Origin of the sequence: Chelatococcus sp. YT9 (assembly GCF_018398315.1) — a bacterium.
In the GTDB taxonomy this organism is placed as follows: domain Bacteria; phylum Pseudomonadota; class Alphaproteobacteria; order Rhizobiales; family Beijerinckiaceae; genus Chelatococcus.
In genome coordinates this window covers 382864-408411 of sequence record NZ_JAHBRW010000001.1, presented here as the reverse complement: position 1 = coordinate 408411, position 25548 = coordinate 382864, and the positions used below count along the sequence as shown (strand labels likewise).

The window sequence follows — 25548 nt, the reverse complement described above, 5'->3', positions numbered from 1 at the left end:
ATGACGGACCTTTACTCGACAGCCGTGTTCTTCTTGGCTGCTGCGGCGCTCGCATCGGCCGCTTTCCATGTTTGTACCGAAACCGCTGCCCCGGGAGCGATCTTCTGGAAGCCCTCGACCACCACGCGATCGCCGGGCTTCAGACCGCTGTCGACGACAAAGCGCTGACCGACGGTCCGGTTGACACGGACTTGACGAAGCTCGGCAATATCCTTGTCGTTGACTACGAAGACCTGAGCGTTCCCGTTGGCATCACGCTGGATCGCCTGCTGCGGAACAGCGACGGCATCATGTTGAATGCCCTGTTCGATTTGCACCCGCACATAAAGACCAGGCAGAAGCTGTCCGTCCGGGTTGGGAAATTCCGCCCGCATCGTGATCTGCCCCGTTGTTATGTCAACGGCGGCCTCCGAGAACAGCAAGGTACCCGTGTGCTCATAGACCCGGCCGTCGTCGAATTGAAGAGTGACACGGGCTTCGCCCGGGGCGGGGCCTTTCAAGCTGCCACTGGCAAGTGCTTGGCGCAATTTCAGCAGTTCGTTCGATGATTGCGTGAAGTCTGCGTAGATAGGATCGAGCTGCTGGATTGTCGCGAGGTTTTCGGTGCTGCTCACCAGCGCGCCCTCAGTAATGAGAGCGCGGCCAATACGACCGGCAATCGGTGCACGGACCTCGGTGTACTGGAGATTGAGCTGCGCCTCGTTCAAGCCGGCTTCCGCCGCGGCAACATCGGCGTCGGCCTGGGCGAGTGCGGCGACGGCCGATTCGAGCTGCTGGACGCTTGCGATGTTGCGTTCGCGCAGTTCCTTCTGGCGGTCTGCCTGCTGGCGAGCCTGGAGCTGCGTCGCCCGCGCGCGTTGCAAGGTCGCTTTCGCACTTTCCACACGTACTCGGAACATGTCGGCATCGATGCGGTAGAGCACGTCCCCCTGTTTGACGAGGCTGCCCTGCTCGAAAACGCGTTCCGTCACGATGCCTGACACGCGCGGACGCACTTCCGCTATCCGCGTTGGCGCAATGCGGCCCGGCAGCTCGTTGATGATCGGGATACGCTCGGCGGCGACTTCGATCACGCTGACGGCCGAAGGCGGCGGCGCGCCGTTCTGGGCTGCAGCGGGCAATGCGGCGCTCGACAAGGCCACCGGCAGAAAGATGGCGGCAGCCAGGACCCGGGCGGGTATGTAAGCAGATTTCATGGCGGATCGTCCAGTTAGCGCTCAGTCACGAACTCGGCTTGGCGAGAAACGTGCTCTTTGAGCAGGCGTATATTCAGTGGCGGGTCTCTTGGTGCCGTGTCGACCAGCGCATCGATTTCCTTCAGGATCTCGCTGCGAGTTGGCTCCGGCCAGTGGTGAAGCCCCAGATACTCCAGCACCATCAGGCCTTCGACCGCGAGGAAAGCGAGTAAAGCGCCGCGGGTGTTGGTCGCGGTCTCCAGGACTTCCGCAAACTCCTGACGGAAAGCATCCTGCATTGTCTGCTGCAATTCGGTGTCCTGTGCCAGAGCGGCACAGAGACTAACGGCGACGGCAGGGCTCTCCCGATACTGCACGGTCCTGGCCGCCGCGATGCGGCCGTGAATCTTGGCGTCGGGACGGCCGTTCAGCCGCTTGGTCGCAAAAGCGATTCGATTCCTCTCTTCCGCGAACCTGCGTTCTATGACCGCCTTGATCAGCGCTTGCTTGGACTTGAAGTCGTAGAGCACGCTGGCTTTGCTGATGCCCGCCTCGTGCGCGACAGCGTCGAGCGTCAGCCTCGCAGCTCCATCGCGAGCGACGACGGCTTCGGCCGCATCCAAGATGCTTTCCTGGTTGATAACTCTCGGGCGCGACATGAAACTCGACCGATCTTCGTTTCCGACCGCTTGGTTTTTAATTCCCGGGAGTTGGTTGTCAACGGCTGTTGATTTCGCGCGGGGGCGGCCGATTTGCGGAGGGGGTCCGATAACCGCCGGAAATATATATATTTTTTGGTTTAGCTCGGCACACGTTGTCAGAAGAACTTGGTTTTACGCTGTGCGCTGCAACACATTAAACGGTCGTGCCGGATGTCCACCGGCGAAGACGTCATCGAGCCGTCATTGCGTTGTCAACGTGCCGACATGGGCCAACGTCAGCTTGCCGACGGTTTTTCTCTCCGTGAAGGATCTATGATGATTGCCCGTCTTTTGCTTGCGATGCCCCTGACGGCTGTGCTCGCGGGAACCGCTTTGGCTCAGCAGGCCGCGCCTGCCACGCTCGCCGGTCACGCGATCCTGCCGGCAAAGAGCTTTGTCGAGGCTCCGGCCGACGCGCCCGCCGACCTCAGGACATCGGGCAAGTTCACGACAGGCAAGCGTGTCGAGGCTGTTAACACCGTCGAAGGTCTCTCGAATGGACGTCCGACGGGCATGAAGGTGCCATTCACCGGCCAGCCGCTGCAGGGGCATTCCGGTATCAAGAAGATGACTGACGGCACGTTCTGGGTGTTGACCGACAACGGCATGGGGGCCAAGGCGAACTCCCCTGATTCCATGCTGTATCTCAACCACTACCGGATCGACTGGGACAAGGGCACCGTCGAGCGCCTCGGCACGGTTTTCCTCAGCGATCCCGACAAAAAGGTGCCGTTCCGCATCGCGAACGAGGCGACGGACAAACGCTACCTCACGGGGTCGGATTTCGATCCTGAAAGCTTCCAGATCATCGGCGACAAGATCTGGATTGGCGAGGAATTCGGTCCTTATCTCATTCGTGCGGACATGACGGGCAAGGTCGAAGCCGTCATCGAGACGATGGTCGATGGCAAGCCGGCGCGTTCGCCCGACCACTATGCCGTCACAACGCCAGCCGCCCCCAATCAGCCGGTCCCTTTCAACGTGCGCCGCTCTAAGGGGTATGAGGGCATGGCCGCCTCCAAGGACGGCCGCTTCCTTTATCCGCTTTTGGAGGGCCCCCTCTGGGACGTCGAGAAGAAGGATTGGGAGAAGACCGCCGACGGCAAGGAGTATCTCCGCATCCTGGAGTTCGATGTTGCGGCGGAGAAGTGGACCGGCCGCCATTGGAAATTCGTTCTTGAGCAGAACGGCAACGCTATTGGCGACTTCAACATGATCGATCCGACCATGGGCTTGATCATCGAGCGAGACAACGGCGAAGGCACGGCCGACAAGGCCTGCCCCGAAGGCCAGAAGCGCGCCGACTGCTTCGCCGACATCGCGAAGTTCAAGCGCGTCTACAAGGTTGAGCTCAGCGACGCCAATGCCAATGGCGTCGCGCGCAAGGTCGCTTATATCGATCTCATGAAGATCGCCGATCCGAACAAGAAGGCGCGCAAGCCGTTGAACGGCGACGTGCTGACCTTCCCCTTCTTCACCATCGAGGATGTCGACCTTGTCGATGATCGCCACATCATCGTCGGCAACGACAACAATCTGCCGTTCTCGACCAGCCGCGAACCGAATGTGCAGGACGACAATGAATTCGTTCTGCTCGAAGTTGCGGACTTCCTGAAGGCGCGTTGATCGATCGCGATCTGAAACCCAAGACTTGAGGAGCTTCCGGGTAATCTCGGGAGCTCTTGCCGCGTTGCGGTCCCCTGATTGTCTATTGCTGCCGCGGCGTCGATGTCTTGCGAGGACGCGGTGCCTCGAATGCAAGGGGTAGCACGATCATCTGCCCGGCGACGCCCGCTGGCGGCGGAGCGAATTGCGCTCCATAGACGATGCCTAGCGCTGTTGAATCGATATGACCATGACCGGATGAGCGCTTGAGCTTGACATCCGCAACGCTGCCGTCCGACTGGATCCGGAACGTGACGATGGCCGTTCCACCGGCCAAAGGCTTGTCCGGCACGACAGGATAGAAAATCCGTGCTCGCAGGATTTCGACGGTGTGTTTGACATAAGCCTTGGTCTCATCTGAAGGGGCGCTGTCGCGTGCTGCCGCAGGGGCGACAAAGCTGAGAAGCGCAAGAGCGCAGAGGCCGCTCAGGAATAGTTTGGACGCCATAAAAGATGCCATGCTTTCATCAATCACACAGAGGCACACAAAAGCGATTTTTCAACGCGGTCAATTGCGTCAAATGCTCGTCTGGTTGGCCGGCAGAGCATGGCCGTTACCGGCTGAAGCGATGACCAACGATGCGAAGCCCTGTCTCGGTATCCTCAAGAGGAAGTGCCTTGCCGGTGGCATCGAGCGCCGCGCGGATCGCGGCGATGTCCTGCTTTCCGCGACAGTGAGGATTGCTCCGCCTGCCTTGGTCGATGTCCCTCGGAAATTCGAGCCCTTCAATGGCGACGAGAGGAAAGGGGCCGTATTCCAGGCTGTCGGTGAAGGCGTGGGGAGTTTTGAACCAGAGCGAGCCGAGGCGTTTCACTTCTGGAACATCGACGAACTTTACCTTCATCTCCTGAATCTGCACGCCACACGCATATACAGCGCCCAGCGCTAACCTCCATTTCGTGTCGGACATCCGGGAGGAGCCAAGCAAGCGCTCAACCGTACGTTTGTCGCGCTCACGCTCGTCAGCCAGGCTAGCAATTCGCCCCATGTAGCCCCCACGGCCGAATCTCACACGTCCGTCTTACCCCCCTACGAAAGACATCGATAGGGAGAGCCGGGCGCTGATGGCAATTAATTATCCTGATTCAAGGGCCTTTTCGACCTTATTGCGAATGGATCGCACTTGCAAAAGGCGACGGGATCACTCATTTTGTATTGCAACTTAATCGCAACAAGGAGCGATCGATGACGGGCTGGGCTAGGCGGTCGGTGCTGGCCGGAGTTTTGGGCTTTGCGACCGGATCGTTCCTCACCGCTTCAGCGGCGACGGCCGAGGACAAGTTCAAGGCGGTGACGACCTTCACCGTCATCGCCGATATCGCGAGGAACGTGGCGGGCGATGCGGCGGTGGTTGAGTCCATAACGAAGCCGGGGGCGGAGATCCATAACTATCAGCCGACGCCTGGTGACATTCAAAAGGCCCAGGGCGCGAAGCTCATATTGTGGAACGGGCTCAATCTCGAGCTCTGGTTCGAGAAATTTTTCCAGAACCTCAAGGGCGTGCCGGGCGTTGTGGTCTCGGAGGGCGTGGAGCCAATGGGTATCAAGGAAGGCCCCTATTCCGGCAAGCCTAATCCTCATGCCTGGATGTCGCCGTCGGCCGCGCTCATCTATGTCGACAACATTCGCGATGCCTTCGTCAAATATGATCCAAAGAACGCCGAGACCTACCGCGCAAATGCTGAAGCCTACAAAACCAAGATCAAAGCCGCCATCGATCCCATCAAGGCCGAGCTTGCGGCTATCCCCGAGAACAAGCGCTGGCTGGTATCGAGTGAAGGGGCGTTTTCCTATCTCGCGCGCGATTTCGGCCTGAAGGAACTCTATTTGTGGCCGATCAATGCCGACCAGCAGGGCACGCCGCAGCAGGTTCGCAAAGTCATCGATGCGGTCCGGAAAAACGGCATCACGGTTGTCTTCTCCGAGAGCACGATCTCGGACAAGCCAGCGCGGCAGGTGGCGCGCGAGACGGGTGCGAAGTACGGTGGTGTACTCTATGTGGATTCGCTGACTGAGGCGGATGGACCGGTGCCGACCTACATCGATCTGTTGCGGGTCACGTCCGACACGATCGCCAGGGGGCTCACCCAGTGAACGTGCCAGCCCAACGCGTGGTTGTCGAGGCGGCGTCTGCCGCGGGCGAGGGGCTAGCCGTGACGGGCGCGACAGTGACCTATCGAAACGGCCACACCGCTTTGCGCGACGCGACATTCGCGATCCCGACCGGCACCATTACCGCGCTTGTGGGTGTGAACGGCTCGGGAAAATCAACCCTTTTCAAAGCGATCATGGGGTTTGTTCGTCTCGCGAAGGGCAATATTTCCATCCTCGGCCAGCCGGTCGATGCCGCGCTCAAGAAGAATCTCGTCGCCTATGTCCCGCAGAGCGAGGAGGTGGATTGGAACTTTCCCGTCCTGGTGGAAGACGTCGTCATGATGGGACGCTATGGCCATATGGGTTTCATGCGCATCCCCAAAGCGGCAGACCGCGAGGCGGTATCCGCGGCGTTGGCGCGCGTCAACATGAGTGACTTCCGCAAGCGGCAGATAGGCGAACTCTCGGGCGGGCAGAAGAAGCGGGTCTTTCTGGCGCGCGCACTTGCACAGGATGGCCAAGTCATTCTGCTCGACGAGCCCTTCACCGGAGTTGATGTGAAGACCGAGGATGCCATCGTATCCCTCTTGCGCTCGCTGCGGGAAGAGGGACGGGTGATGCTGGTATCCACGCACAACCTCGGCAGTGTTCCGGAATTCTGCGATCGCACGGTTCTGCTCAACCGCACCGTTCTTGCTTACGGCCCGACCGCGGAAACCTTCACCCAAGCCAATTTGGAACGGACGTTCGGCGGCGTGTTGCGCCATTTCGTCTTGCACGAGGCCGGCAACGGCAAACAGAAGCCAGTTGGTGTGCTGACCGATGACGAGCGGCCGCTGGTGCTGCGCGATGGCCAGCTTGTTCCGCGCAAACGTGCCGAGCGCAATGGGGACTAGCGCGAATGGACATCTTGCTGGAGCCCTTCACCTATAGCTACATGGTCAACGCCATGTGGGTCTCGGCGCTCGTTGGCGGCGTCTGTGCCTTTCTGTCCTGCTATCTCATGCTGAAGGGGTGGTCGCTGATCGGTGATGCCCTGTCGCATTCCATCGTGCCCGGAGTTGCGGGCGCCTATATGCTGGGCCTGCCGTTTTCGATAGGCGCCTTCTTCTCAGGGGGGCTGGCAGCCGCCGTGATGCTCTTCCTCAACCAGCGAACCAAGCTCAAGGAAGATGCCATCATCGGCCTCATCTTCTCATCGTTCTTCGGCCTTGGCCTGTTCATGGTCTCGCTGTCGCCCACCGCCGTGAACATCCAGACGATCGTGCTCGGCAATATCCTGGCGATCACGCCCGAGGACACGCTGCAACTCGCCATCATCGGCTTCGTCTCATTCGCGCTTCTGCTCCTGAAATGGAAGGACCTGATGGTCGTCTTCTTCGATGAGACGCACGCGCGTTCCATCGGCATCAATACCACCATTCTTAAGGTGATGTTCTTTACGCTGCTTGCGGCATCGACGGTTGCCGCGCTGCAAACGGTCGGTGCATTCCTCGTGATCTGTATGGTCGTGACCCCGGGGGCCACGGCCTTTCTGCTGACGGACCGTTTCCCGCGTCTGCTTCTCATCGCCGTCGTGATCGGCGCGTTGACAAGTTTTTGCGGGGCCTACGCGAGCTACTACCTGGACGGGGCGACCGGCGGCATCATCGTGGTGCTGCAGACCCTGATCTTTCTGGTGGCCTTTGTTTTCGCGCCCAAGCACGGCATGCTCGCCGCCCGCAGGCGGGCCGCGCAGGCGGCGGAGGCCAGCCCATGAGCGTCCTTGCCGCGCTGGCCGCACCGTTCCAGTTCGAATTCATGGTCAATGCGCTGGTGATTTCCGCGCTGGTCGCGGTGCCGGCCGCACTGCTCTCCTGCTTTCTGGTGCTCAAGGGGTGGTCGCTGATGGGGGACGCGATCTCCCACGCCGTATTCCCAGGGGTTGTGATCGCCTATATCGTCGGTTTTCCCTATGCCGTCGGCGCCTTTGCCGCTGGCATGCTCTGTGCGGTTGCGACAGGCTTTCTTAAAGATAACAGCCGGATCAAGCAGGATACCGTGATGGGCGTGGTCTTCTCCGGCATGTTCGGCCTCGGATTGGTGATGTATGTCAAGATCCAGTCCGACGTCCATCTCGACCATATTCTCTTCGGCGACATGCTTGGGGTCAGCTGGCGCGATATCGCGGAAACGGCCGTGATCGCGGCCGTGACTGCTGGCATCATCGCGGTGAAATGGCGAGACTTCCTGCTGCATGCCTTTGATCCGGCCCAGGCGCGCGCGGTGGGCTTGCGGGTGCGGCTGCTGCACTATGGTTTGTTGTGCCTGATTTCGCTGACGATCGTCGGCGCGCTCAAGGCCGTCGGTATCATCCTCGCCATTGCCATGCTGATCGCACCCGGCGCGATCGCCTTCCTGCTGACACGTCGGTTCAGCCATATGCTGATGCTTGCCGTCGCCCTGGCGGTGCTGGCCTCGTCCAGCGGTGTCTACCTGTCGTTCTTCATCGATAGCGCGCCCGCGCCGACAATCGTCCTTATCATGACCATATTGTTCATAGGCGCCTTCCTGATCGCGACCCGGAGGGCCGCGCGCAACGAGACCAGCGAAGCGAACGCCTAGAGCGGCCTCACGTCGGCTCGCTGCGGCTCGTCTTCTTGCGTGGAAGCGGCTTCACATAGATTTCGAGCCGGTGACTTACGATGGCGTAGCCGTGCCGGCGCGCGATGTCTTCCTGAAGACGCTCGATCTCGTCTGAATGAAACTCGATCACGTCACCAGTTTCGACGTTGATGAGATGGTCGTGGTGACCGTGATCTGCAGCCTCGTAGCGGGCGCGCCCGTCGTTGAAAGTGTGGCGCTCAAGGAGCCCTTTGTCTTGCAAGAGGCTGACGGTCCGATAAACGGTAGCGATCGAAATGCCAGGATCGATGGCGTTGACCTGGCGATGCAGCTCAACGACGTCCGGATGTCCTGTCGTCTCCGACAAAACCTTCATGATGATCCGACGGGGGCGCGTCAGTCGAAGTCCATTGTCTCGACAGAGCGTGGCGATATCCGTCCCGAACTTCATTGTATTCCGTAGAGCTTCTTGAACCGCGAATTTGCATATTGCCATTGCTTAGCGCAAACGCGCCGCATTGACAAAAATGCGACCGGGGTGATCCCCAGTTATGCGGTCTAGCGCATGGATTTGATGTGTTCTGGCCGGAAGCCAAGTCCGATCAGCCGCCCCGCGAGATGTGCGAGTGCGGGCCAGCGGGCGATGCCGCGCATGAATGCCGGCGGCCCTGAACGGCGGTTCACATCATTCTGACGCTTGCGCTTGTCACGTCGCATCATCAGTTGGAGCTTTTGAGTAGCGCGGGTGGGAAAGCGGCGACGGGCCTCGACGGCGGCGAGATCCTTATTCGTTAGTTTTCCCTCGCGCAATGGTCGCCCGAGAATGTTGGCGGCCGCCACAGCGTCCTGGATCGCAAGATTGACGCCCACGCCGCCGATTGGCGACATGGCGTGGGCTGCATCGCCGATACAGAGCAGACCGGGCCGCCACCAGCGCTTCAGCCGGTCGATACGCACGCTGAGAAGGTGAACATCGTCCCAGGAAGTGATCTCGGTGAGGCGATTGGCGGGAAGCGGCGATACAGCTGCGACCTCCTGGCGGAAGGCATCGAGACCGCGTTCGCGCAGGTCCGCGAAGTTTCCCTTCCTGATGACATAGCCACACTGCCAGTAGTCACCGCGATCGATCATGACGAAACCCTGGCGCGGGCCGGCATGCCCCATGACTTGTGCGGGATCGCCAGGGTGGCGTGACAACCGCATCCAGAGGACTTCACTCGGGCTGCCGAAGTTCTCGACTTCGAGCCCGGCACACGCGCGTATCCGGGAATTACGTCCGTCGGCGCCGATGACGAGCTCAGCCGAAATCTCGACATCGCCGTCGCTTGTTTTGGCGCGGATACCCGTGACTTTGCCGTCCGCCTCGCATAAAGCTTCCACAGCGGTATTCATCAAGAGGCGGAAATTGCCGGATCTCGCAGCTTGGGCGGCGATGTAGCTGAGAAACTCCCACTGCGGCATGAAGGCAATGAAGCGGCACTGGGTCGGCAAGCGGGAGAAGTCAGCAATCGTGACGTTGCTGCCACCGATCTCTGCATGAAGCGAGGCCGCTTTCGTATGCGGCAGGGCGAGCAGGCCTTCCAGGAGGCCAAGTTCATGCATCACTTCCAAAGTGGAAGGATGAATGGTATCGCCGCGGAAATCACGCAGGAAATCTGTGTGCTTTTCCGCGACAACAACGTCAATTCCAGCCCTGGCCAAGAGAAGCCCCAGCATAAGACCTGCGGGGCCGGCTCCGACGATTGCGCAGCCGGTCTTGATCTTGGCGAGGCCGCCGGTCGTCACGAAGCGGACTTGGTCTTCCGCGAGCGCTTCGCCGGGGCAGGAGCCGCTGCCGGCTCGGCCTTGGCCTTGCGCGAACCCCGCTTGGGCGCGGCTTCCGCGACAGGCTCGACGGTCTCGACTTCCGGCTCCGCGCCACGGCCGCCGCGGATCTGGCCCAGGCCGGAGGCCCGCGCCAGCGCAGAGCGGGTGGCCGCATAGTTTGGCGCGACCATCGGATAGTCTGCGGGGAGACCCCACTTCTGCCGGTACTCAGCCGGCGTCAAGCCGTAGTGAGCCTGAAGGTGGCGCTTCAGCGACTTGAACTTCTTGCCGTCCTCAAGGCAGATAATGAAATCTGGCGTGATGGACTTGCGCACCGGCACGGCGGGCTCAGGCTTTGGCTCGCTGGCAGCGGCAACTGGTGCGTTCAGGGCCGTCAGCGCAGAATAAATCTCGCCGATCAACTTCGGCAGCTCCTCGGCCGGGACGAGATTATTCGAAACATAGGCCGAAACGACATCGGCGGAGAGCGTCACCAGATCGCTCGTGTCCGTCTGCTCCGTAGGCGTGGTCAAAGTTCTATCCTCTTCGATATTTAACGGGTGGTCCGCTAGGATGGATATAGGGACTATTTCGCCGATTTTATGAAAATTTCAAACATTAGATTGCCCCCAGCATGTTTTTTCTTCTCCCCCATGCCAAAATGCATTGATCGTGATCAGATTGGGTCGAGCCATACAAGAATGAAGGCGCCTGCGACGATACGCGACAGCAGATTGCAAAATGACGCAAAACAATCCTAATCATAACAACATGTCAGTGCCATCCTTTCAATTCCTCCATGCAGCCGATCTGCACCTCGATAGCCCCTTGCGTGGACTTTCACGGCGTGGGGAATTAGCTGGCGCCTTCGTTGATGCCTCGCGGCAAGCCCTCGACAATCTAGTTACTGCCGCGATCTCGGAACAGGTAGCCTTCCTCATTATTGCCGGCGATATCTATGATGGCGACTGGCGGGACTACGCCACCGGTCAATTCTTCGTCAGACAGATGGGGCGTCTGGCGCAGGCGAATATTCCGGCGTTTCTGATTCGTGGCAACCACGATGCTGATTCGGTCATCACCCGGAATTTGCCCCTGCCAACGAATGTCTATTTGTTCTCGGTGCGTTCTGTGGCGACGACGACAATCGAGCCTCTGCGCGTTGCGCTGCATGGGCGCGGATTTGCCAATCGCCATGTGCCTGACAACGTCGCGTTGACCTACCCGCCGGCGCTCGCCGGATACTTCAATATTGGTGTACTGCATACCTCGCTGACCGGGCGGGATGGCCATGATGTATATGCACCTTGTTCTATCGAGGATCTTCAGCGGGCAGGCTACGATTATTGGGCCCTCGGCCACATCCATAGACGCGAGGTGGTATCGGAGCATCCTTTCGTTGTCTTTCCCGGCAATCTCCAGGGCCGGCATGCACGCGAGACTGGTGAGAAGGGTGCGACACTCGTCACTGTGACCGAGGGGCGGGTCACGGCACTCGAGGCGCTGACGCTCGATGCCGCGCGCTTTGATCACGAGAGTATCGATCTAGGGGGCATCACCGACATGCCTGCGTTCATGGCGACAGCTCGAGAGGCAATCGCCCGCGCACACGCGCGTGCCGGTGGGCGCCCGCTCGCATTGCGCCTCCTCCTTTCCGGCCAGACGCCGCTTAATGCTCTTCTTCACGCACAGGCCAATCAGGTCGACGAGGATATGCAGGCGGTCGCCTGGGAGATCGGACCTGACATTCTTATTGAGAAAGTCCGGGTCGAGACATCAGGCCCGCAGGGCGCCGCCGGTCGCGCCGCTCTCGGGGATTTTGCTGAGATGCTGTCCGCCGCGGCTGCCGACCCCTCCTTCCGCGCCGAGATCGCGAAGATGCTGGCAGACTTGCGCATGAAGGCGCCGGTCGACGCCGCGGCTCTTGTCGGCTGGACCGATCAGGAGGAGCAGGTCATCGGTGCGCGCGCCATTGAGGCAGCGGAGGAAACTATTCTTTCCAGCCTCAGCGGCGTCGTGCTCCACGGCGGAGAGCTATCATGAAGCTGTTGTCGCTGGGGCTTGAGAGATACGGCCGCTTTACGAATCGCGTTCTCGAGTTCGATCCCCTGGCGCGGGTTGTCGTCGTGCAGGGCGCCAACGAGGCGGGCAAGACAACGGCGCTCTCGGCCGTTGCCGACGTCCTGTTCGGTATTGAGGAACGCTCACGCTTCAATTTCCTCCATGAATATAAGATGATGAGGTTATCGGCGACCGTTGAGGGCATCGACGGACAACGATTGTCGTTCGCGCGATTGAAGCGGCGCGACAAGACATTGGTTGATCCTGAGAGCGATGTGGTGCTCGCTGGCGAATGCCTTGCTCCCTTTCTTGGAGCCCATGATCGACGCGCGTTTCTGGAGATCTTTGGTCTGGATCAGGCGCGCCTGCGCGAGGGTGGGCGCAAGTTGCTCGCTGGTGGTGGCGATCTGGCCGAAACGCTGCTTGCGGCGGCGCCGGGCCTCAGCCATGTCACGGCGCTGCGAGACCGCATGAGGAGCAACGCGGCCCAGATCTTCAACCCGGATCGTCGCAGCGCCTCGCAAGCCTTTTACCGCGCCATGGACAAGCGGACTCAGGCCCAGCGGCGCTTGCGGGAAGAAGAAGTGCGGGTCGACGAAGTCAAGAAGATCCGGGAGGAGGCCGAACACAGCGCCCGCTTGCGCGAGCAAGCGGTGACAGCGGAGATCGACGCGGCCTTGGCCCTCCAGCGTGCCGAGGCGCTCGGCCGTGGTGCCCGGGAGCTGCGGATCATCGATGCCGAGCTCGCGTTGCGTGCCGGCATGGGCGAGGTTCCGGTGGTGCCCGCCGGCTTCGTCAGGCGAACACGCGGCTTGCTTGCGGCCTTCGACGAAGCCCGGGCTGTCGCGGATCGAGCCGCAGATGAAAAGCGCGCGGCTCAGGCTGCCTTGGACGCGATCACGCTGGATGATGACATTCTGGCCTTGGCAGAGGCGGTGACAACCTGCGACGAGGAGCGCGCCGCCGTCCAGCGCGAGCTAGCCAGTCTGCCGAAACGAAGCGCCGAGGTACTGGAGGCTCAGGCCGCGCTGAAGACGCTGGCGCTCGGTCTTGGCCTGGACAACCATGAGGCGCTGCTTGCCTTGAAGCCCGCGCCGCCGCTCTTGGCACGGGCCGACAAGTTGGTCGATGGATTGCGTGCCTGGAGCGCGTTGGCCGGCGCTCTTGAAAAAGACAAGGCAAAAATGGTCGATCTCCGCCGCAGGGTTGAGGACGCCCGGTCGGAGCTCGGCCATGTCGCCGATCCCGCAGCCTTCAAGCGCCGGGTGACGGCACTCGATGGCGCGGAGGAACGTGAGCGGGCGGTGCAGTCGCTCGGCTTGCGCCTCAAGGCCGGGCAGCTTGAACTCAGGGAGCGCTTGTCTCGCCTTGGCATTGGCGTCACGGATGTGGATTCGCTGGCTTTCATGCCCTTTCCCGAACTGGCGGTGGCGGAGGTGGCACAGCGCGCCGCGAACGGCGCGGCGGACCGTGTGATGCGGCACCGTCAGGCTCTGGCTGATCTTGATGAACAGTTGGCAAAATCCGAAGCGCGCCTAGCGCTGCTTCTGGCGGGGCGCCCAGCGCCGACGGAGGGGGCTATCGCCGCTGCTCGGCGCGAAAGGGATAATCTCTGGGCAAGCCTTCGGCCGCTCACCTCCGGACAGCGCGGTGTTATAGCCTCAGATCTCGACGCCGCGGGGGCTTTCGAGCGGGCCATGTCGGGAGCGGACCAACTGGCCGATGAGCGGCTGACCGAGGCCAAGCGGCTTGCTGATCTCGCCCGGGCCGAACTTGATATCGCCGAATTGCGGGCTGGATGCAGCGCGGCTGAGGGACGCCTTCAGGACGCGGTGCGCGAGGAGACGATACGGCTCGCAGAATGGCGAGCGCTGTGGGCTCCCGCGACGCTGGAGCTAGCGCCGGACGATCGCGCGCTCGCGCTCCTGCGGGAGATCATAGCTATCCGCCAGGCTCATGCCGCGTTGCGCCGCGAGGCGGCGGATGGCGAAGCGATCCGAGAATCGGCGCGCGCCGATCGCGCCGAGCTCGAGCAACTGCGCCAAGATCTTGGTCTTGCTCCACTGGTTGACGGACAGCCAGGTGCCGTTGCACGCGGCATGGCGGAACTGCGCCACGCGGTTGCCGAACTGGAGCAGCGCTTTCTCGGGGCACGTGATCACGAGCGCGATCTGCAAAGGCTCGGCGAGACAGCCGCCGATATCGCCCATCGGAGCGAAGAGCTGGCGTGTGAGCGGCAGGCTCTGGAGAAAGAGGCGGCTGTCGTCTTTCCGTTGCTGGCTATCCGCAATGAGGCCTCCGTTGATGAGGCTCGGGCCGCGCTTGATCTGTGGCGGCGCGCGCTGACCCTCGCGGAGGCGCTGGGAACGGCGGAGTACCGCGTCGCGGGGATTGTGCGCGATCGGGAGGCGTTCGTGAACGGCGTGAAGGCACTTGCCACGCAGGCAGGTGTAACGGTGGGCCAGGACGATGCCTTCGCCGTTGCCAAATCTCTGCGAATCCGGCTCGACGCGGCACGGCAGGCGCGGACGAAAGCGGACGCGGCCAGGGAAGCGCTAGAGGTGCGGCGCAGGGCGGTCGCTGCGGCCGAGGTCGCTCGGGAGCGCGCGCAGCTGGCGCTGGACGAGCAGATTGCGCTCGCTGGACTGTCGGATCCCGAGATGTTGACCGGTCTTCTTGATGCGTTGGAGGCTGCCGAGGCTTCCTCCGCGCGTCTCGCGGATGCCAGGGCGCGCCTCGCCAATATCCGTGGTGCTCCAGGCGAGAATGAGATGCGCGCCGCCATTGCCGATCAGGATGATGAGAGCCTCGCCCGCATTATCGCCGAGGCGGCCGCGACGCACGAGGAAGCGCGCGGTGCGCGAGACCTCGCCGTTGAGCGTGATACGCAGGCCCGCGCCGCAGTCGAAACTCTGGAACGGCGGGTGGGGGCGGCCGGTGCTGCGCAGGAGGAGCAGGACGCCGTGGCCGAAATCGCGGATGCGATGGAACGTTTCACCCACGACTATGTCGCAGCGCGGCTGTTGACTGCCGCCATCGAGCGCTACCGCCAGCGCCATCAAAGCCCTATCATCGAGCGGGCTTCAAAGGCCTTTGCGGTGCTCACAGGCGGCCGCTGGGGCGGTATCGCCGTAGACTACGACGAGGATCCGCCGCGGCTGGGCGCCTTGCGGGACGGGCGCTTGCTCGGCATTGACGCCTTGTCTGAGGGAACCGCGGACCAGCTATTCCTGGCGCTGCGGATCGCCGCAATCATCGACCATGCGGGCCGGGCCACTCCTCTCCCATTCCTCGCCGACGACCTCTTCGTTACTTTCGACGAGGGACGGACGGAGGCAGGCTTCCGGCTGCTCGGGGAACTCGGTGAGACCACGCAGGTCATCGTCTTCACCCATCACGAGCATGTGGTTGCTGCTGCCGCCCGCGCGCTCGGGCCGGCTGCCGGTGTGATCCAGCTCTAGCTTGTCCCTATATATAATGTGTGCGGCCGCGCTCGCGACGTCGAGACTTACATCAGCCAGCGAGCTTGCTCATGACAGCGAAAAGCTCCGCCTTGGTCTCGAAGCCAATGCCGGGAGCGTCAGGGAGGCCGACATAGCCGTCCTCGACGCGGATGCCGTCGGCGAAGCCGCAGAACGGCCGGAACACATCCGGATAAGACTCATTGCCGCCGAGATGAAGCCCGGCCGCGATGTTGAGGGACATCTGATGGCCGCCGTGCGGGACCACTCGCCGGCTCGACCAGCCGTGCTCCGCCAGAACGTCGAGCGTCCTGAGGTATTCCACGAGCCCGTAGCTCAAGGCGCAGTCGAATTGCAGAAAGTCCCGCTCGGGCCGCATGCCGCCGTAGCGGATGAGATTGCGCGCATCCTGGTGCGAGAACAGGTTCTCGCCGGTGGCGAGTGATCCCTCGTAATGGTCCGCGAGCTCGGCCTGGATGGCATAGTCGAGCGGATCGCCCGCCTCCTCGTACCAGAACAGGCCATAGGGCTTCAGCGCCTCGCCATAGGCGAGGGCGGTCTCAGCGTCGAAGCGGCCGTTGGCATCGACGCAGAGCCGGGCGCCTTCACCGACGATCTCCAGCACGGCGTCTATGCGGGCGAGATCCTCGTCGAGCGGGGCGGCGCCGATCTTCATCTTGACGACGTGATAGCCGCGGTCGACATAGCTCTTCATCTCGTCCTGCAGGGCGCCGAGATCCTTGCCGGGATAGTAGTAGCCGCCGGCGGCATAGACCCAGACCTTGTCGTCGGCGACGCCACCGCGATAGCGATCGGCGAGCACGCGATAGAGCGGGCGATCCTCGATCTTGGCAACGGCATCCCAGACGGCCATGTCGATGGTTCCGACAGCCACCGAGCGCTCGCCATGGCCACCGGGCTTCTCGTTGGTCATCAGGGTCGACCAGATCTTGAAGGGGTCGAGATTATCGCCGGCATCGGTGATGAGGGCTTCCGGGCGCGCTTCCTTGAGGCGCGGCAGGAAGCGCTCGCGCAGGAGGCCGCCGGCGCCGTAGCGGCCGTTGGAGTTGAACCCGTAGCCGATCACGGGCTTACCGTTGCGCACCACATCCGTAACAACAGCCACGACCGAGCAAGTCATTTTCGAGAAGTCGATATAGGCGTTGGCGATCGGCGAGGCGATCGACGCGGTCATTTCACGGACGTCGACAATACGCATGAAGAGCTCCCAGTCGTCCCGGCGGACAGCAAGGGGGTGACAGTAGCATTCTTTTTCGCTCCGTCTCCCATTCGCTGCCCTTGATCGGGCTTTCCTCAGCATGCTGTATGTCGTTGCATGAGCGGCGAGTGCATTTTCGAGCGCAGTGGACACGGGTTCGCGTGAAGAAAATCGGTAGACACACAGATCCGGAGCAATTCGGTGAACCGGAGTTCGCTGGAAAATGCTCAGGATGAAGCGGGGTTCTGATGCGCAAGATTCTCATCATAGGCATTGGCGCCGGGAATCCGGATTATCTCACCGTTCAAGCGATCGAGGCGCTCAATCAGGCGGATGTCTTCTTCATTCCAGACAAGGGGGAAGAAAAGGCCGCCCTGCGTGAGCTGCGGGAGGAGATCTGCGCACGGTTCGTCCGTCAGCCTGACTACCGCTTCGTGGGCATCGAGATCCCGCCGCGCGGCAAGAGCGACGACTACAAGGCCGATGTCGCGGCGTGGCATGCAGCGATCGAGGCGCGCTATACGGCTCTTCTCCAGAATGAGCTGGCCGAAGATGAGACCGGCGCATTCCTGGTGTGGGGCGATCCCGCCCTGTACGACAGCACGCTGCGCATTATCCAGGCCATCGATGCGAAAGCATCATTTCCGTTCGACTATACTGTCATTCCCGGAATTAGCAGCGTGCAGGCGCTGGCCGCGCGGCATCGCATCGCGCTCAACCGTATCGGTGAGCCGGTGCATATAACCACCGGCCGGAGACTCGGCGAAATCTCGGCCGAGGGCGCTGATACGGTTGTCATGCTCGACGGTGAACAGGCGTTCAGGCGCCTTCTCGGTCAGGATCTGCAGATCTATTGGGGCGCCTACCTCGGCACGCCAGAGGAAATTCTCCTTTCCGGTCCGCTCGATGATGTTGCCGAGGAGATCGATCGCTTGCGCCGCGAGGCACGCGATGCCAATGGCTGGATCATGGACACCTATCTCCTACGCAAGCCTAAGACGCGCTGAGCGCGCGGGCACTCGCAAAAGCCCGCGTAGAACCTTCATGAGGCCTGACCAGGATCAATCCGCGCTCAGCGTTCCGTCAAAAGCGGCGCTTGGCACTCTGTGTCGTCCCGGAGCGGCCAAGCCGATGTCAGGCATCAAAACAATGGCGCGCCAGCAAAATATCGCCTTGCCCGCGCCGGACATTCAAAAACCGCATCTGGCCTGAAGCTCGCGCCCGAGAAGACTGGAGCGCGTTGTCTTTGCACCGATCAGACATGGCCAGTCGCTGTCTTGCGTGGCTGAAGGGGCCTTCGTTTTCAGCCGACGCACCAGCGCCCTGCAAAGGGGTGCTATTGCTCCGGATTGAATATTGTATATTTTACTCCCACGCGAGTGGTGCGGCATCCGCCCGCCAGTCACCGGGTGACCGGGCACCGGTTCCGGCCGGAGCCCATGCAACAGGCCGGTCGTCCTGATGTCGCCAGTGGCGTGGGTCTGTTCTGGTATTGGAGGGAAAAGGCATGTGGTCTGGTGTTCTTCCTGCGGTCACATCAAAGTTCACGGAAGACGGTTCTCTCGATCACGACGAGATGGCCCGGTGCTTCGGCCTGCAGATGGATGCCGGCTGTGACGGCCTCATCGTTTGCGGCTCGCTGGGCGAGGGACCGATGATGACGCTGGATGAGCGCATCGCTGTCATGCGCACGGCGAAGTCCGTCAGCGGTGGCAAGCCTGTTTTGATGACGGTGGCCGCGGCTTCCACCCGCGAGAGCTGCGAGATTGCGCAGCGCGCCGCCAAGGCGGGAGCCGATGGGTTGATGGTAGTGCCGAGCCTCGTCTACCAGGCGAACGAGGCCGAGACCGTCTCGGCGCTGCGAGCGGTGGCAGAGGCCGGCGATCTCCCGATCATGATCTATTCCAACAAGATCGCTTACCGTATCGATGTCACTCCGGCTCTTATGGAGGATCTGGCTTCAGACAAGCGTTTCGTCGCCATCAAAGAATCGTCCGACGACATCCGTCGCACGACGGAGATCTTCAATCGTCTCGGTGACCGCTATGCGGTGCTCACGGGTGTGGACAATCTCGCCTTTGAGGCACTCGCCGTTGGCGCGGTCGGCTGGGTCGCAGGCCTGGTTTGTGCCTTTCCCAAGGAGACGGTCGCGATCTATCGCCTGATGAAGGAGGGGCGTCATGCTGAGGCGCTGGCGCTCTACCGCTGGTTCCGCTCTCTCCTCGATCTCGATGTGAGCACCTATCTCGTCCAAAATATCAAGCTGGCGGAGATGCTTGCCATCGGCTCGAACGAACGCGTGCGCGCGCCGCGCCAGCCGCTGTCCGGCGAGACACGCAAGCGTGTGGAATCCATTATCAGGAATGCGCTAGACGTCCGTCCGGCGCTGCCGGTCTGGGGCTGAGCGCAGAGGCGGAGATCAAGACGTGACGCACACCACAGTCGTAGGCGAAGTGGATGTTGCGGTCGTCGGTGCCGGCATCATCGGTATAGCGGCGGCGTCCTTTCTGCAGGACGATGGGCGCAACGTCCTGCTTATCGACCGGGGCGAGCCGGCGCACGGCGCGAGCTTCGGCAATGCGGGCGCCTTCGCGTTCTCGGATGTCCTGCCGCTTGCCTCTCCCGGCATCATGCGCAAGGCGCCTCGCTGGCTTCTCGATCCGCTGGGCCCGCTTACGATCCCACCGGCCTATCTGCCGCACATCCTGCCTTGGCTCATCCGTTTCTGGCGAGCGAGCTGGCCCGACCGCGTGCGTAGCGCGATGGTGGCGCAGGCGGCGATGATGCGCCTTGCCGCACAGGAAATGGCCAGGCTGGTCGTATCCGCTGATCTCGCGGACATGGTGCGTTCGGATGGATCGCTCGAACTCTACGAAAGTGAAGCGGAACTCGCGGCGTCACTCTCCGGGTGGATTGCCCGTGAGAAGCAGGGCATCGCCTTCAAGCATGTCCGCGGCGCCGATATGGCTGAGCTCCAGCCCGGGCTCTCGCCGCGCTTCGTGGCGGGCACATTCGTTCCCGGCTGGAAGACCGTGTCCGACCCCTACGATTTTGCCAGTGCCCTTGCCACACGCGTCGTCCGGAGGGGAGGGCGCATCACGCGCCAGGATGTCACTGCGGTGCGACCCGTCGAGAGTGGTGTCGTTCTCGATTGCAGGGATGGCAGTTCCATCATGGCGCGACAGGCTGTCATCGCCTGCGGTGCCTGGTCGAAACCGCTGGCGAGAGCTCTGGGCGATGACGTGCCGCTGGAGACCGAGCGTGGTTACAACACCACTCTACCGACGGACGCCTTCAATATCCGGCGGCAGCTCATTTTTGGGGGCCATGGCTTCGTCATTACACCATTGTCGTCCGGCATCCGCGTAGGTGGAGCCGTTGAGCTCGGCGGGCTCAAACGAGCCCCCAATTTCGCCCGCTCGGAGGCGATGCTGCGCAAGGCCGCCGATTTTCTGCCCGGATTGAAGACTGGTGCCGGGCGTCAATGGATGGGCTTCCGCCCCTCTCTGCCGGATAGCCTGCCGGTCATCGGGCTGTCTCGCGCGGGGCGGACAATCGTCTATGCCTTCGGCCACGGCCACCTCGGTCTGACGCAATCAGCCGGAACGGGGCGGTTGGTGGCGGACCTCGTCGCGGGTCGGGCCCCGCCGCTCGATATCTCTCCCTTCTCACCGCAACGTTTCTAAGAAATAGAGCGGAGACCCCAATGGCTCGCCACAGCTTCTTCTGTATCGACGGTCACACTTGCGGCAATCCGGTTCGCCTCGTGTCGGGGGGCGGGCCAAATCTCAAGGGCGCTACGATGATCGAGAAGCGCGCCCATTTTCTGCGCGACTACGACTGGATCCGCACCGGCTTGATGTTTGAGCCGCGGGGGCATGACATGATGTCCGGGTCGATCCTTTATCCGCCAACACGCGACGACTGCGACGTCGCGATCCTGTTCATCGAGACCTCGGGATGTCTGCCGATGTGCGGGCATGGCACCATTGGTACGGTCACGATGGCGATTGAGCATGGGCTCGTCACCCCCCGCGAGCCCGGCGTGCTGCGCCTCGATACGCCAGCCGGCCTGGTCGTGGCAGAATTCCGGCAGGAGGGCGCCCATGTGGAGGAGGTCCGGCTCACGAATGTTCCCGCGTTCCTGCATTCGCAGGGGCTCACAGCCGATTGCCCAGTTCTCGGCGAAATCACCGTCGATGTGGCTTATGGCGGCAACTTCTATGCGATCGTCGAACCGCAGGAGCGCTATCGTGATATGGCGGATTTCACGGCGTCCGATCTTGTCCAGATGAGCAGGGGGCTGCGCCAGTCCCTCAACGCACGCTATAGCTTCACCCATCCCGAAAAGCCGGAGATCCAGGGCCTGAGCCATGTGCTCTGGACAGGCGCGCCGACCCGCGCCGAGGCGACCGCGCGCAACGCGGTGTTCTATGGCGATAAGGCAATCGATCGTTCGCCTTGCGGCACCGGCACGTCAGCGCGCATGGCCCATTGGGCGGCAACGGGACGGCTGAGGGAAGGGGACACATTCATCCACGAGAGCATTATCGGCTCGCTCTTTCATGGCAGGGTTGAACGCACCACGACAGTCGGTGACATAGCGGCGATCGTTCCCTCCATTGCAGGATGGGCGCGGACGACGGGCTACAACACCATCTTCATCGACGATCGGGACCCCTATGCCCATGGCTTTCAAGTTATCTGAATGCGCGCGGCGGCCGGCGGACAGATCCCTCACGCTGCTCGCTGCAGGACCGGCCCTTTCGTTCCTTTCGCCCGAAAGCCATGTAAGACAGAAGCGATCCGGCCCTCACTCATAGGTAATCTGCGTATGACGATCGGTTCTCTGCGTCCGGGCAATGTCTTGAATCATCGCACGATGGCGCAAGGTGCCACCGAGGAATTGCGCCGCCGAATACTGGATGGCGAGCTGCGTTCGGGGGAGCAGTTGCGCCAGGCCGCGTTGGCGGAGGAGCTCGGCATCAGCCGTATCCCGCTGCGGGAAGCGCTAGTGCAGCTGGAGGCCGAAGGCCTCGTCAGGATCAACGCGCACAGGGGTGCGGTCGTGAGCGAGCTCACGAGCGAGGAAATCGATGAGCTGTTCGACCTGCGCGCCGCCATAGAACCGATGCTGCTGAAGCGTTCCGCACCAAAGCTCAGTCGCGAGGACTTTGCTCGCATACGTGCGTTGCTCGACGAATACGACCGGGAGCTCGATGACGCCAACGTCAGGCGCTGGGGCGAGCTCAATGCCGAGTTCCACCGCCTTCTCTATCAGCACGCGGACAGACCCCGATCGATGAGCCTCGTCGTCAATCTGCTGCAAGAGTGCGATCGTCACACGCGGGTACAGCTATCCATGACTGGCGCCAGGAGCCGCGCGGAGGAGGAGCATCGCGAAATCCTCCGGCTTTGCGAGGAACGACAGTTTACAGCAGCTGCGAGACTTCTGACGTCGCATATCCTCCACGTGTCGGCATCGCTCAACGCTCTGGCGCGCGCGAAATAGCCTAAAGCTGCTGCAACTGATTGGTTTCGCTCGCTGACAGGTAGATCGTCGCGATGACTTCGATGCCGCTTTGATCCAAGGCATCGAAACGCCCCTCATGGGGGCTGTCGAGATCGATCACGCCGATGACCGCGCCGTCCTTGATCAACGGAACGACGAGTTCCGACCGCGAGGCCGCATCACAAGCAATGTGGCCAGGGAAGGTGTGGACATCCTCGACAAGGACTGATTGCCGGCGCTCGACCGCTGCGCCGCATACGCCTCGACCGACGGGAATACGAACGCAGGCGGGCTTGCCTTGAAACGGACCCAGCACGAGTTCGCCGCCGCGCATGAAATAGAAGCCCGCCCAGTTGAGATCAGGCATCATCTGGAAGAGAAGCGCCGATGTATTGGCGGCATTAGCCGTCGCATCTCTCTCGCCGTCCAGCAACGCCTGCAGCTGGGTGCCGAGCTCACGATAGAACTCGCCCTTGTCGTCGCTGTCCATGACACGCGTCTCGAACATCGCTTGCCTTATCCCTTGTCCGCACTGCCAGTTTAGGAAGTGGCAGCCTCGGACCTTCCGTGCAAGGTCCAATCGCGTGGTTGCAAGGTGGGCCGAGATATAGTCCCCGATCCGAAAGCGCCCTCGTCCGGTTTCGCAGAGGCCATCGAGGCCCTCGTCTCGCGGTTTATGGGTCTTGCTCTCTTGCCCGACTCGAAGATCAGGAATATTGGCCGCTTGTGAAGTGCCCGCCGGTTGATTGAAGCGCGCAGACGATGCCGCATTCAGAATACATCGCACGTGCGCCCGCAGTTTGTGACTGGAAGCCGCTAGGTTACGCATGCTCGATTCTGAATTGGCATATAATCCGAAGCCAAGCCGTCGATTTCGCCTTTTTGCCCCCATTCTCGCTGGAGCAAGTCTGCGCGAGCGGATGATTGCGTGTGTCGGCGCGCTGATCAGCATCGTCCTGACTGGGACCTTGTGCGGCTTTATCCTGGGGTTTGGAGATCATCTTCCATTGCTGGTTGCGCCCATTGGCGCGTCAGCGGTTCTCCTTTTCGCTGTGCCGGCCAGCCCGCTGGCGCAGCCATGGCCGATCCTTGGCGGCAACGTGATTTCCGCGCTCGTTGGCTTGCTCGTCGCTCGAGCCATTCCGGATCCAGCACTCGCCGCGGGCGTGGGTGTGGCGTCTGCGATCGCGGCCATGTCCCTGACGCGTTCGCTTCATCCACCTGGCGGTGCCGCTGCCCTGACTGCGGTCCTCGGTGGGCCGGCTGTGGCGAAATGGGGGCTCCTGTTTCCGCTCGTTCCTGTCGGATTGAACTCCTGCATTTTGATCGGTGTCGGTCTGCTTTTCCACCGCCTTGCCCGGCGCAGCTATCCTCACCGGACGCCTCTGCAACTGTCCAATCCTCATGGCACCGCTGATCTGCCGGCATCCGTGAGGGTTGGCTTTCGCGAGGAAGATGTGGACGCTGCCCTGGCCTCGCTCGATGAGGCCTTCGATATCGACCCCACAGATCTCGGGCGTATCCTGCGGGAAATCGAACGCCAAACGATCATTCGCTCCCATGGCGATCTTACATGTGCCGACATCATGTCCCGCGATGTGATCGCCATCCGACGCGAAGCAACGCGCGAACAGGCCCGCGCATTGCTACTTCGACACAATATCCGCGTTTTGCCGGTGATGGACAATGATGGCGGCTTGCTGGGCACGGTTGGGTTGCGGGAGTTGTCCAAGCCAGGCGAACGCATCGCCGAAATTGTCGTGCCGGCGCGAACCGCTTCCCCCGATACGCCAGCGGTTGCCCTCCTGCCTGTTCTGACAGACGGGCGGACGCATGCCGTCATCGTCACCAACGGACGGAAAGTCGTTGGACTGATCTCCCAGACCGATTTGCTGAGCGCCTTAGGTCGGCTTGCTTTCACACGTGGTAGAAGCCAGGGTGCGGCGGCGTGAATATGTCGTGCACGTTGGCCAAGGGGCTGCCCCGTGCGCGGATGCAACCCCAAGCTTGTCGCCAATGTTCATTAGAGAGATTTTCTCGGCGCGCAGCGTATCGCCTCGTAGCGCACCTTCATGTCGACGATTTTCCTGTTGAAATGAGCGTCATCCGCTGAACTCCGTCGTCAGCGATCGACGGCGGCAGGTAGCGTCTCAAGCAGGCTCCGTTGGGGACCTGCTCCGCATTGAAATGGTCGGGCAGATGTCCGGCCCTGGACAGAAGCATCTCCGTCACGGGCGGGTTGACCCCCTAGTCGCGGCGTCCGCCGAGTCGAGCGTCGAGTGCGTCGCGAACGGCGTCGCCCAGGAAGTTGAAGGCGAGTACAGTTATGAAGATGGCCAAGCCCGGAAAGAAGCTCATCCACCAGGACTGGTAGAACTGAATGCCGGTGGCCACCATGTAGCCCCAGCTCGGCGTAGGCGGCTGCACCCCGAGGCCGAGGAACGACAATGCGCTTTCCGTGATCAGGGCCTGGGAGGCGGACAGGGAGCCGTAAACGATGACGTTGCCGGAGACGTTGGGCCAAACATGGCGCAGAAGAATGCGCGTGTTGCTGACACCGACCGATTCCGCAGCCTTGACATAGTCGATCTCGCGCAAGGCGAGGACCTCGCTGCGGACCAGCCTCGCGAAGCCCGGCGTCTTCGTGATGGCGATCGCCAGCATCGCGTTCATGAGATCAGGGCCGAGCACGGCTACGATGGCGAGCGCCAGGACCAGGAGCGGAAAGGCGAGGAAAGCGTCCATGATGCGCATGATCAGCGCATCCCAGCGGCCGCCCAGCCAGCCGGAAATCAGCCCGAGCAGGGAGCCGGCAGCGAGCGCAATGGCGATTGCAAAGACGACGACCTGTAACGAGACAGTCGCGCCATGGAGCACGCGAGAAAGCACGTCTCGCCCGATTTCGTCCGTGCCGAACCAATGGGCCGCATTTGGCGGCTCCATGAAGGCTTCAGGGTCGATCTCGATCGGCGAATAGGGCGAGATCCAGGGTGCGAGCAGCCCAAGCAGCGCGATGATGACGAGAGCTGTCACACCGAATGCGCCCTGCCATGATGTGAGGACACGCCGCAGAAAGATCGCGCCGGGTGACCGGGACGCGCGCAGGCGGCCCGACGATGGAATCTCGGCCATGGAGCTCACGTGGGTCACGGTGCTACCTTCATTTGATGCGCTCGTTGTGGCGCCCCTTGACTGTGGCCAGAGGGTCCAGTCGGCAGTGCTTGGGCCGAAAGAGTTGGTGAGCGCGTA

At 61.8% G+C, this 25548-nt stretch carries 23 protein-coding genes; 13 read left to right on the top strand and 10 right to left on the bottom strand.

What is annotated here, in order from left to right:
- Positions 1–11 precede the first annotated feature (11 nt).
- Together KIO76_RS01785 and KIO76_RS01780 are read right to left on the bottom strand one after the other, a co-directional pair.
- Positions 12–1196: an efflux RND transporter periplasmic adaptor subunit gene (locus KIO76_RS01785; RefSeq protein WP_213321200.1), complete on the bottom strand. Its 1185-nt coding sequence runs from the start codon at positions 1194–1196 to the stop codon at positions 12–14.
- 14 nt (positions 1197–1210) lie between these two features.
- Positions 1211–1798, bottom strand: a complete 588-nt coding sequence (locus KIO76_RS01780) for a TetR/AcrR family transcriptional regulator (protein WP_249729439.1) — start codon at positions 1796–1798, stop codon at positions 1211–1213.
- 351 nt (positions 1799–2149) lie between these two features.
- Between KIO76_RS01780 and KIO76_RS01775 the strand changes: the two genes are divergently transcribed.
- Complete coding sequence (locus tag KIO76_RS01775; protein WP_502761827.1) at positions 2150–3502, top strand: esterase-like activity of phytase family protein; 1353 nt, start codon at positions 2150–2152, stop codon at positions 3500–3502.
- An 82-nt stretch (positions 3503–3584) separates the two neighbouring features.
- Here the strand turns inward: KIO76_RS01775 and KIO76_RS01770 are convergent, their stop codons facing one another.
- Together KIO76_RS01770 and KIO76_RS01765 are read right to left on the bottom strand one after the other, a co-directional pair.
- The gene (locus tag KIO76_RS01770) at positions 3585–4001 is read right to left on the bottom strand and encodes an energy transducer TonB family protein (RefSeq protein WP_213321198.1); all 417 of its coding nucleotides are present in this window, start codon (positions 3999–4001) and stop codon (positions 3585–3587) included.
- 94 nt (positions 4002–4095) lie between these two features.
- Positions 4096–4452, bottom strand: a complete 357-nt coding sequence (locus tag KIO76_RS01765) for a hypothetical protein (protein WP_213321197.1) — start codon at positions 4450–4452, stop codon at positions 4096–4098.
- Between the two features lie 275 nt (positions 4453–4727).
- Here KIO76_RS01765 and KIO76_RS01760 point away from each other — a divergent pair, with 275 nt between their 5' ends.
- From KIO76_RS01760 to KIO76_RS01745, 4 genes are read left to right on the top strand one after another with little or no spacing between them, the layout of a single operon-like run.
- Positions 4728–5636 (top strand): metal ABC transporter substrate-binding protein, encoded by a 909-nt coding sequence (locus KIO76_RS01760; protein WP_213321196.1) that lies wholly within the window; start codon positions 4728–4730, stop codon positions 5634–5636.
- Positions 5633–6532 (top strand): manganese/iron ABC transporter ATP-binding protein, encoded by a 900-nt coding sequence (locus KIO76_RS01755; protein ID WP_291976018.1) that lies wholly within the window; start codon positions 5633–5635, stop codon positions 6530–6532. Before KIO76_RS01760 ends, KIO76_RS01755 begins: the two co-directional genes overlap by 4 nt.
- 5 nt (positions 6533–6537) lie before the next feature.
- Positions 6538–7395, top strand: a complete 858-nt coding sequence (locus tag KIO76_RS01750; protein WP_213321195.1) for a metal ABC transporter permease — start codon at positions 6538–6540, stop codon at positions 7393–7395.
- A complete protein-coding gene (locus KIO76_RS01745) occupies positions 7392–8240 on the top strand; it encodes a metal ABC transporter permease (protein WP_213321194.1) in 849 nt (282 codons plus the stop codon). The genes KIO76_RS01750 and KIO76_RS01745 overlap by 4 nt, the downstream gene beginning before the upstream one ends.
- A gap of 7 nt (positions 8241–8247) precedes the next feature.
- Here KIO76_RS01745 and KIO76_RS01740 read toward each other — a convergent pair whose 3' ends face one another.
- The 3 genes from KIO76_RS01740 to KIO76_RS01730 all read right to left on the bottom strand — a co-directional run bounded on the left by KIO76_RS01740 (position 8248) and on the right by KIO76_RS01730 (position 10579).
- Positions 8248–8691, bottom strand: a complete 444-nt coding sequence (locus KIO76_RS01740) for a Fur family transcriptional regulator (protein ID WP_213321193.1) — start codon at positions 8689–8691, stop codon at positions 8248–8250.
- Between the two features lie 107 nt (positions 8692–8798).
- Positions 8799–10025 carry an FAD-dependent oxidoreductase gene (locus KIO76_RS01735; protein ID WP_213321192.1) on the bottom strand — a complete coding sequence of 409 codons (1227 nt, stop codon included), beginning with the start codon at positions 10023–10025 and terminating at the stop codon, positions 8799–8801.
- Complete coding sequence (locus tag KIO76_RS01730; RefSeq protein ID WP_213321191.1) at positions 10022–10579, bottom strand: Ros/MucR family transcriptional regulator; 558 nt, start codon at positions 10577–10579, stop codon at positions 10022–10024. Before KIO76_RS01730 ends, KIO76_RS01735 begins: the two co-directional genes overlap by 4 nt.
- Positions 10580–10817: 238 nt before the next feature.
- Between KIO76_RS01730 and KIO76_RS01725 the strand changes: the two genes are divergently transcribed.
- Positions 10818–12089, top strand: a complete 1272-nt coding sequence (locus KIO76_RS01725) for a metallophosphoesterase family protein (protein WP_213321190.1) — start codon at positions 10818–10820, stop codon at positions 12087–12089.
- Entirely contained in the window at positions 12086–15568 is a 3483-nt protein-coding gene (locus KIO76_RS01720; protein WP_213321189.1) for an ATP-binding protein, read from the top strand. The genes KIO76_RS01725 and KIO76_RS01720 overlap by 4 nt, the downstream gene beginning before the upstream one ends.
- Positions 15569–15620: 52 nt before the next feature.
- Here KIO76_RS01720 and KIO76_RS01715 read toward each other — a convergent pair whose 3' ends face one another.
- Positions 15621–16787 carry a mandelate racemase/muconate lactonizing enzyme family protein gene (locus tag KIO76_RS01715; protein WP_213321188.1) on the bottom strand — a complete coding sequence of 389 codons (1167 nt, stop codon included), beginning with the start codon at positions 16785–16787 and terminating at the stop codon, positions 15621–15623.
- 248 nt (positions 16788–17035) lie between these two features.
- Here KIO76_RS01715 and cobF point away from each other — a divergent pair, with 248 nt between their 5' ends.
- The 5 genes from cobF to KIO76_RS01690 all read left to right on the top strand — a co-directional run bounded on the left by cobF (position 17036) and on the right by KIO76_RS01690 (position 22299).
- Entirely contained in the window at positions 17036–17794 is a 759-nt protein-coding gene (gene cobF / locus KIO76_RS01710; RefSeq protein WP_213321187.1) for a precorrin-6A synthase (deacetylating), read from the top strand.
- A 500-nt stretch (positions 17795–18294) separates the two neighbouring features.
- Positions 18295–19191 (top strand): dihydrodipicolinate synthase family protein, encoded by an 897-nt coding sequence (locus KIO76_RS01705; RefSeq protein WP_213321186.1) that lies wholly within the window; start codon positions 18295–18297, stop codon positions 19189–19191.
- A 22-nt stretch (positions 19192–19213) separates the two neighbouring features.
- Complete coding sequence (locus KIO76_RS01700) at positions 19214–20473, top strand: NAD(P)/FAD-dependent oxidoreductase (protein ID WP_291976028.1); 1260 nt, start codon at positions 19214–19216, stop codon at positions 20471–20473.
- 20 nt (positions 20474–20493) lie between these two features.
- Complete coding sequence (locus KIO76_RS01695; RefSeq protein WP_213321185.1) at positions 20494–21495, top strand: 4-hydroxyproline epimerase; 1002 nt, start codon at positions 20494–20496, stop codon at positions 21493–21495.
- Between the two features lie 126 nt (positions 21496–21621).
- Entirely contained in the window at positions 21622–22299 is a 678-nt protein-coding gene (locus tag KIO76_RS01690) for a GntR family transcriptional regulator (RefSeq protein ID WP_213321184.1), read from the top strand.
- 1 nt (position 22300) lies between these two features.
- Here the strand turns inward: KIO76_RS01690 and msrC are convergent, their stop codons facing one another.
- Positions 22301–22807 carry a free L-methionine (R)-S-oxide reductase MsrC gene (gene msrC / locus KIO76_RS01685; RefSeq protein ID WP_213321183.1) on the bottom strand — a complete coding sequence of 169 codons (507 nt, stop codon included), beginning with the start codon at positions 22805–22807 and terminating at the stop codon, positions 22301–22303.
- Between the two features lie 319 nt (positions 22808–23126).
- On the opposite strand from msrC, the gene KIO76_RS01680 reads away from it, so the two are divergent.
- Positions 23127–24251: an HPP family protein gene (locus KIO76_RS01680; RefSeq protein ID WP_213321182.1), complete on the top strand. Its 1125-nt coding sequence runs from the start codon at positions 23127–23129 to the stop codon at positions 24249–24251.
- A 295-nt stretch (positions 24252–24546) separates the two neighbouring features.
- On the opposite strand, the gene KIO76_RS30840 is transcribed toward KIO76_RS01680, so the two are convergent.
- Positions 24547–25449: an ABC transporter permease gene (locus KIO76_RS30840; RefSeq protein ID WP_213321181.1), complete on the bottom strand. Its 903-nt coding sequence runs from the start codon at positions 25447–25449 to the stop codon at positions 24547–24549.
- Positions 25450–25548 lie beyond the last annotated feature (99 nt).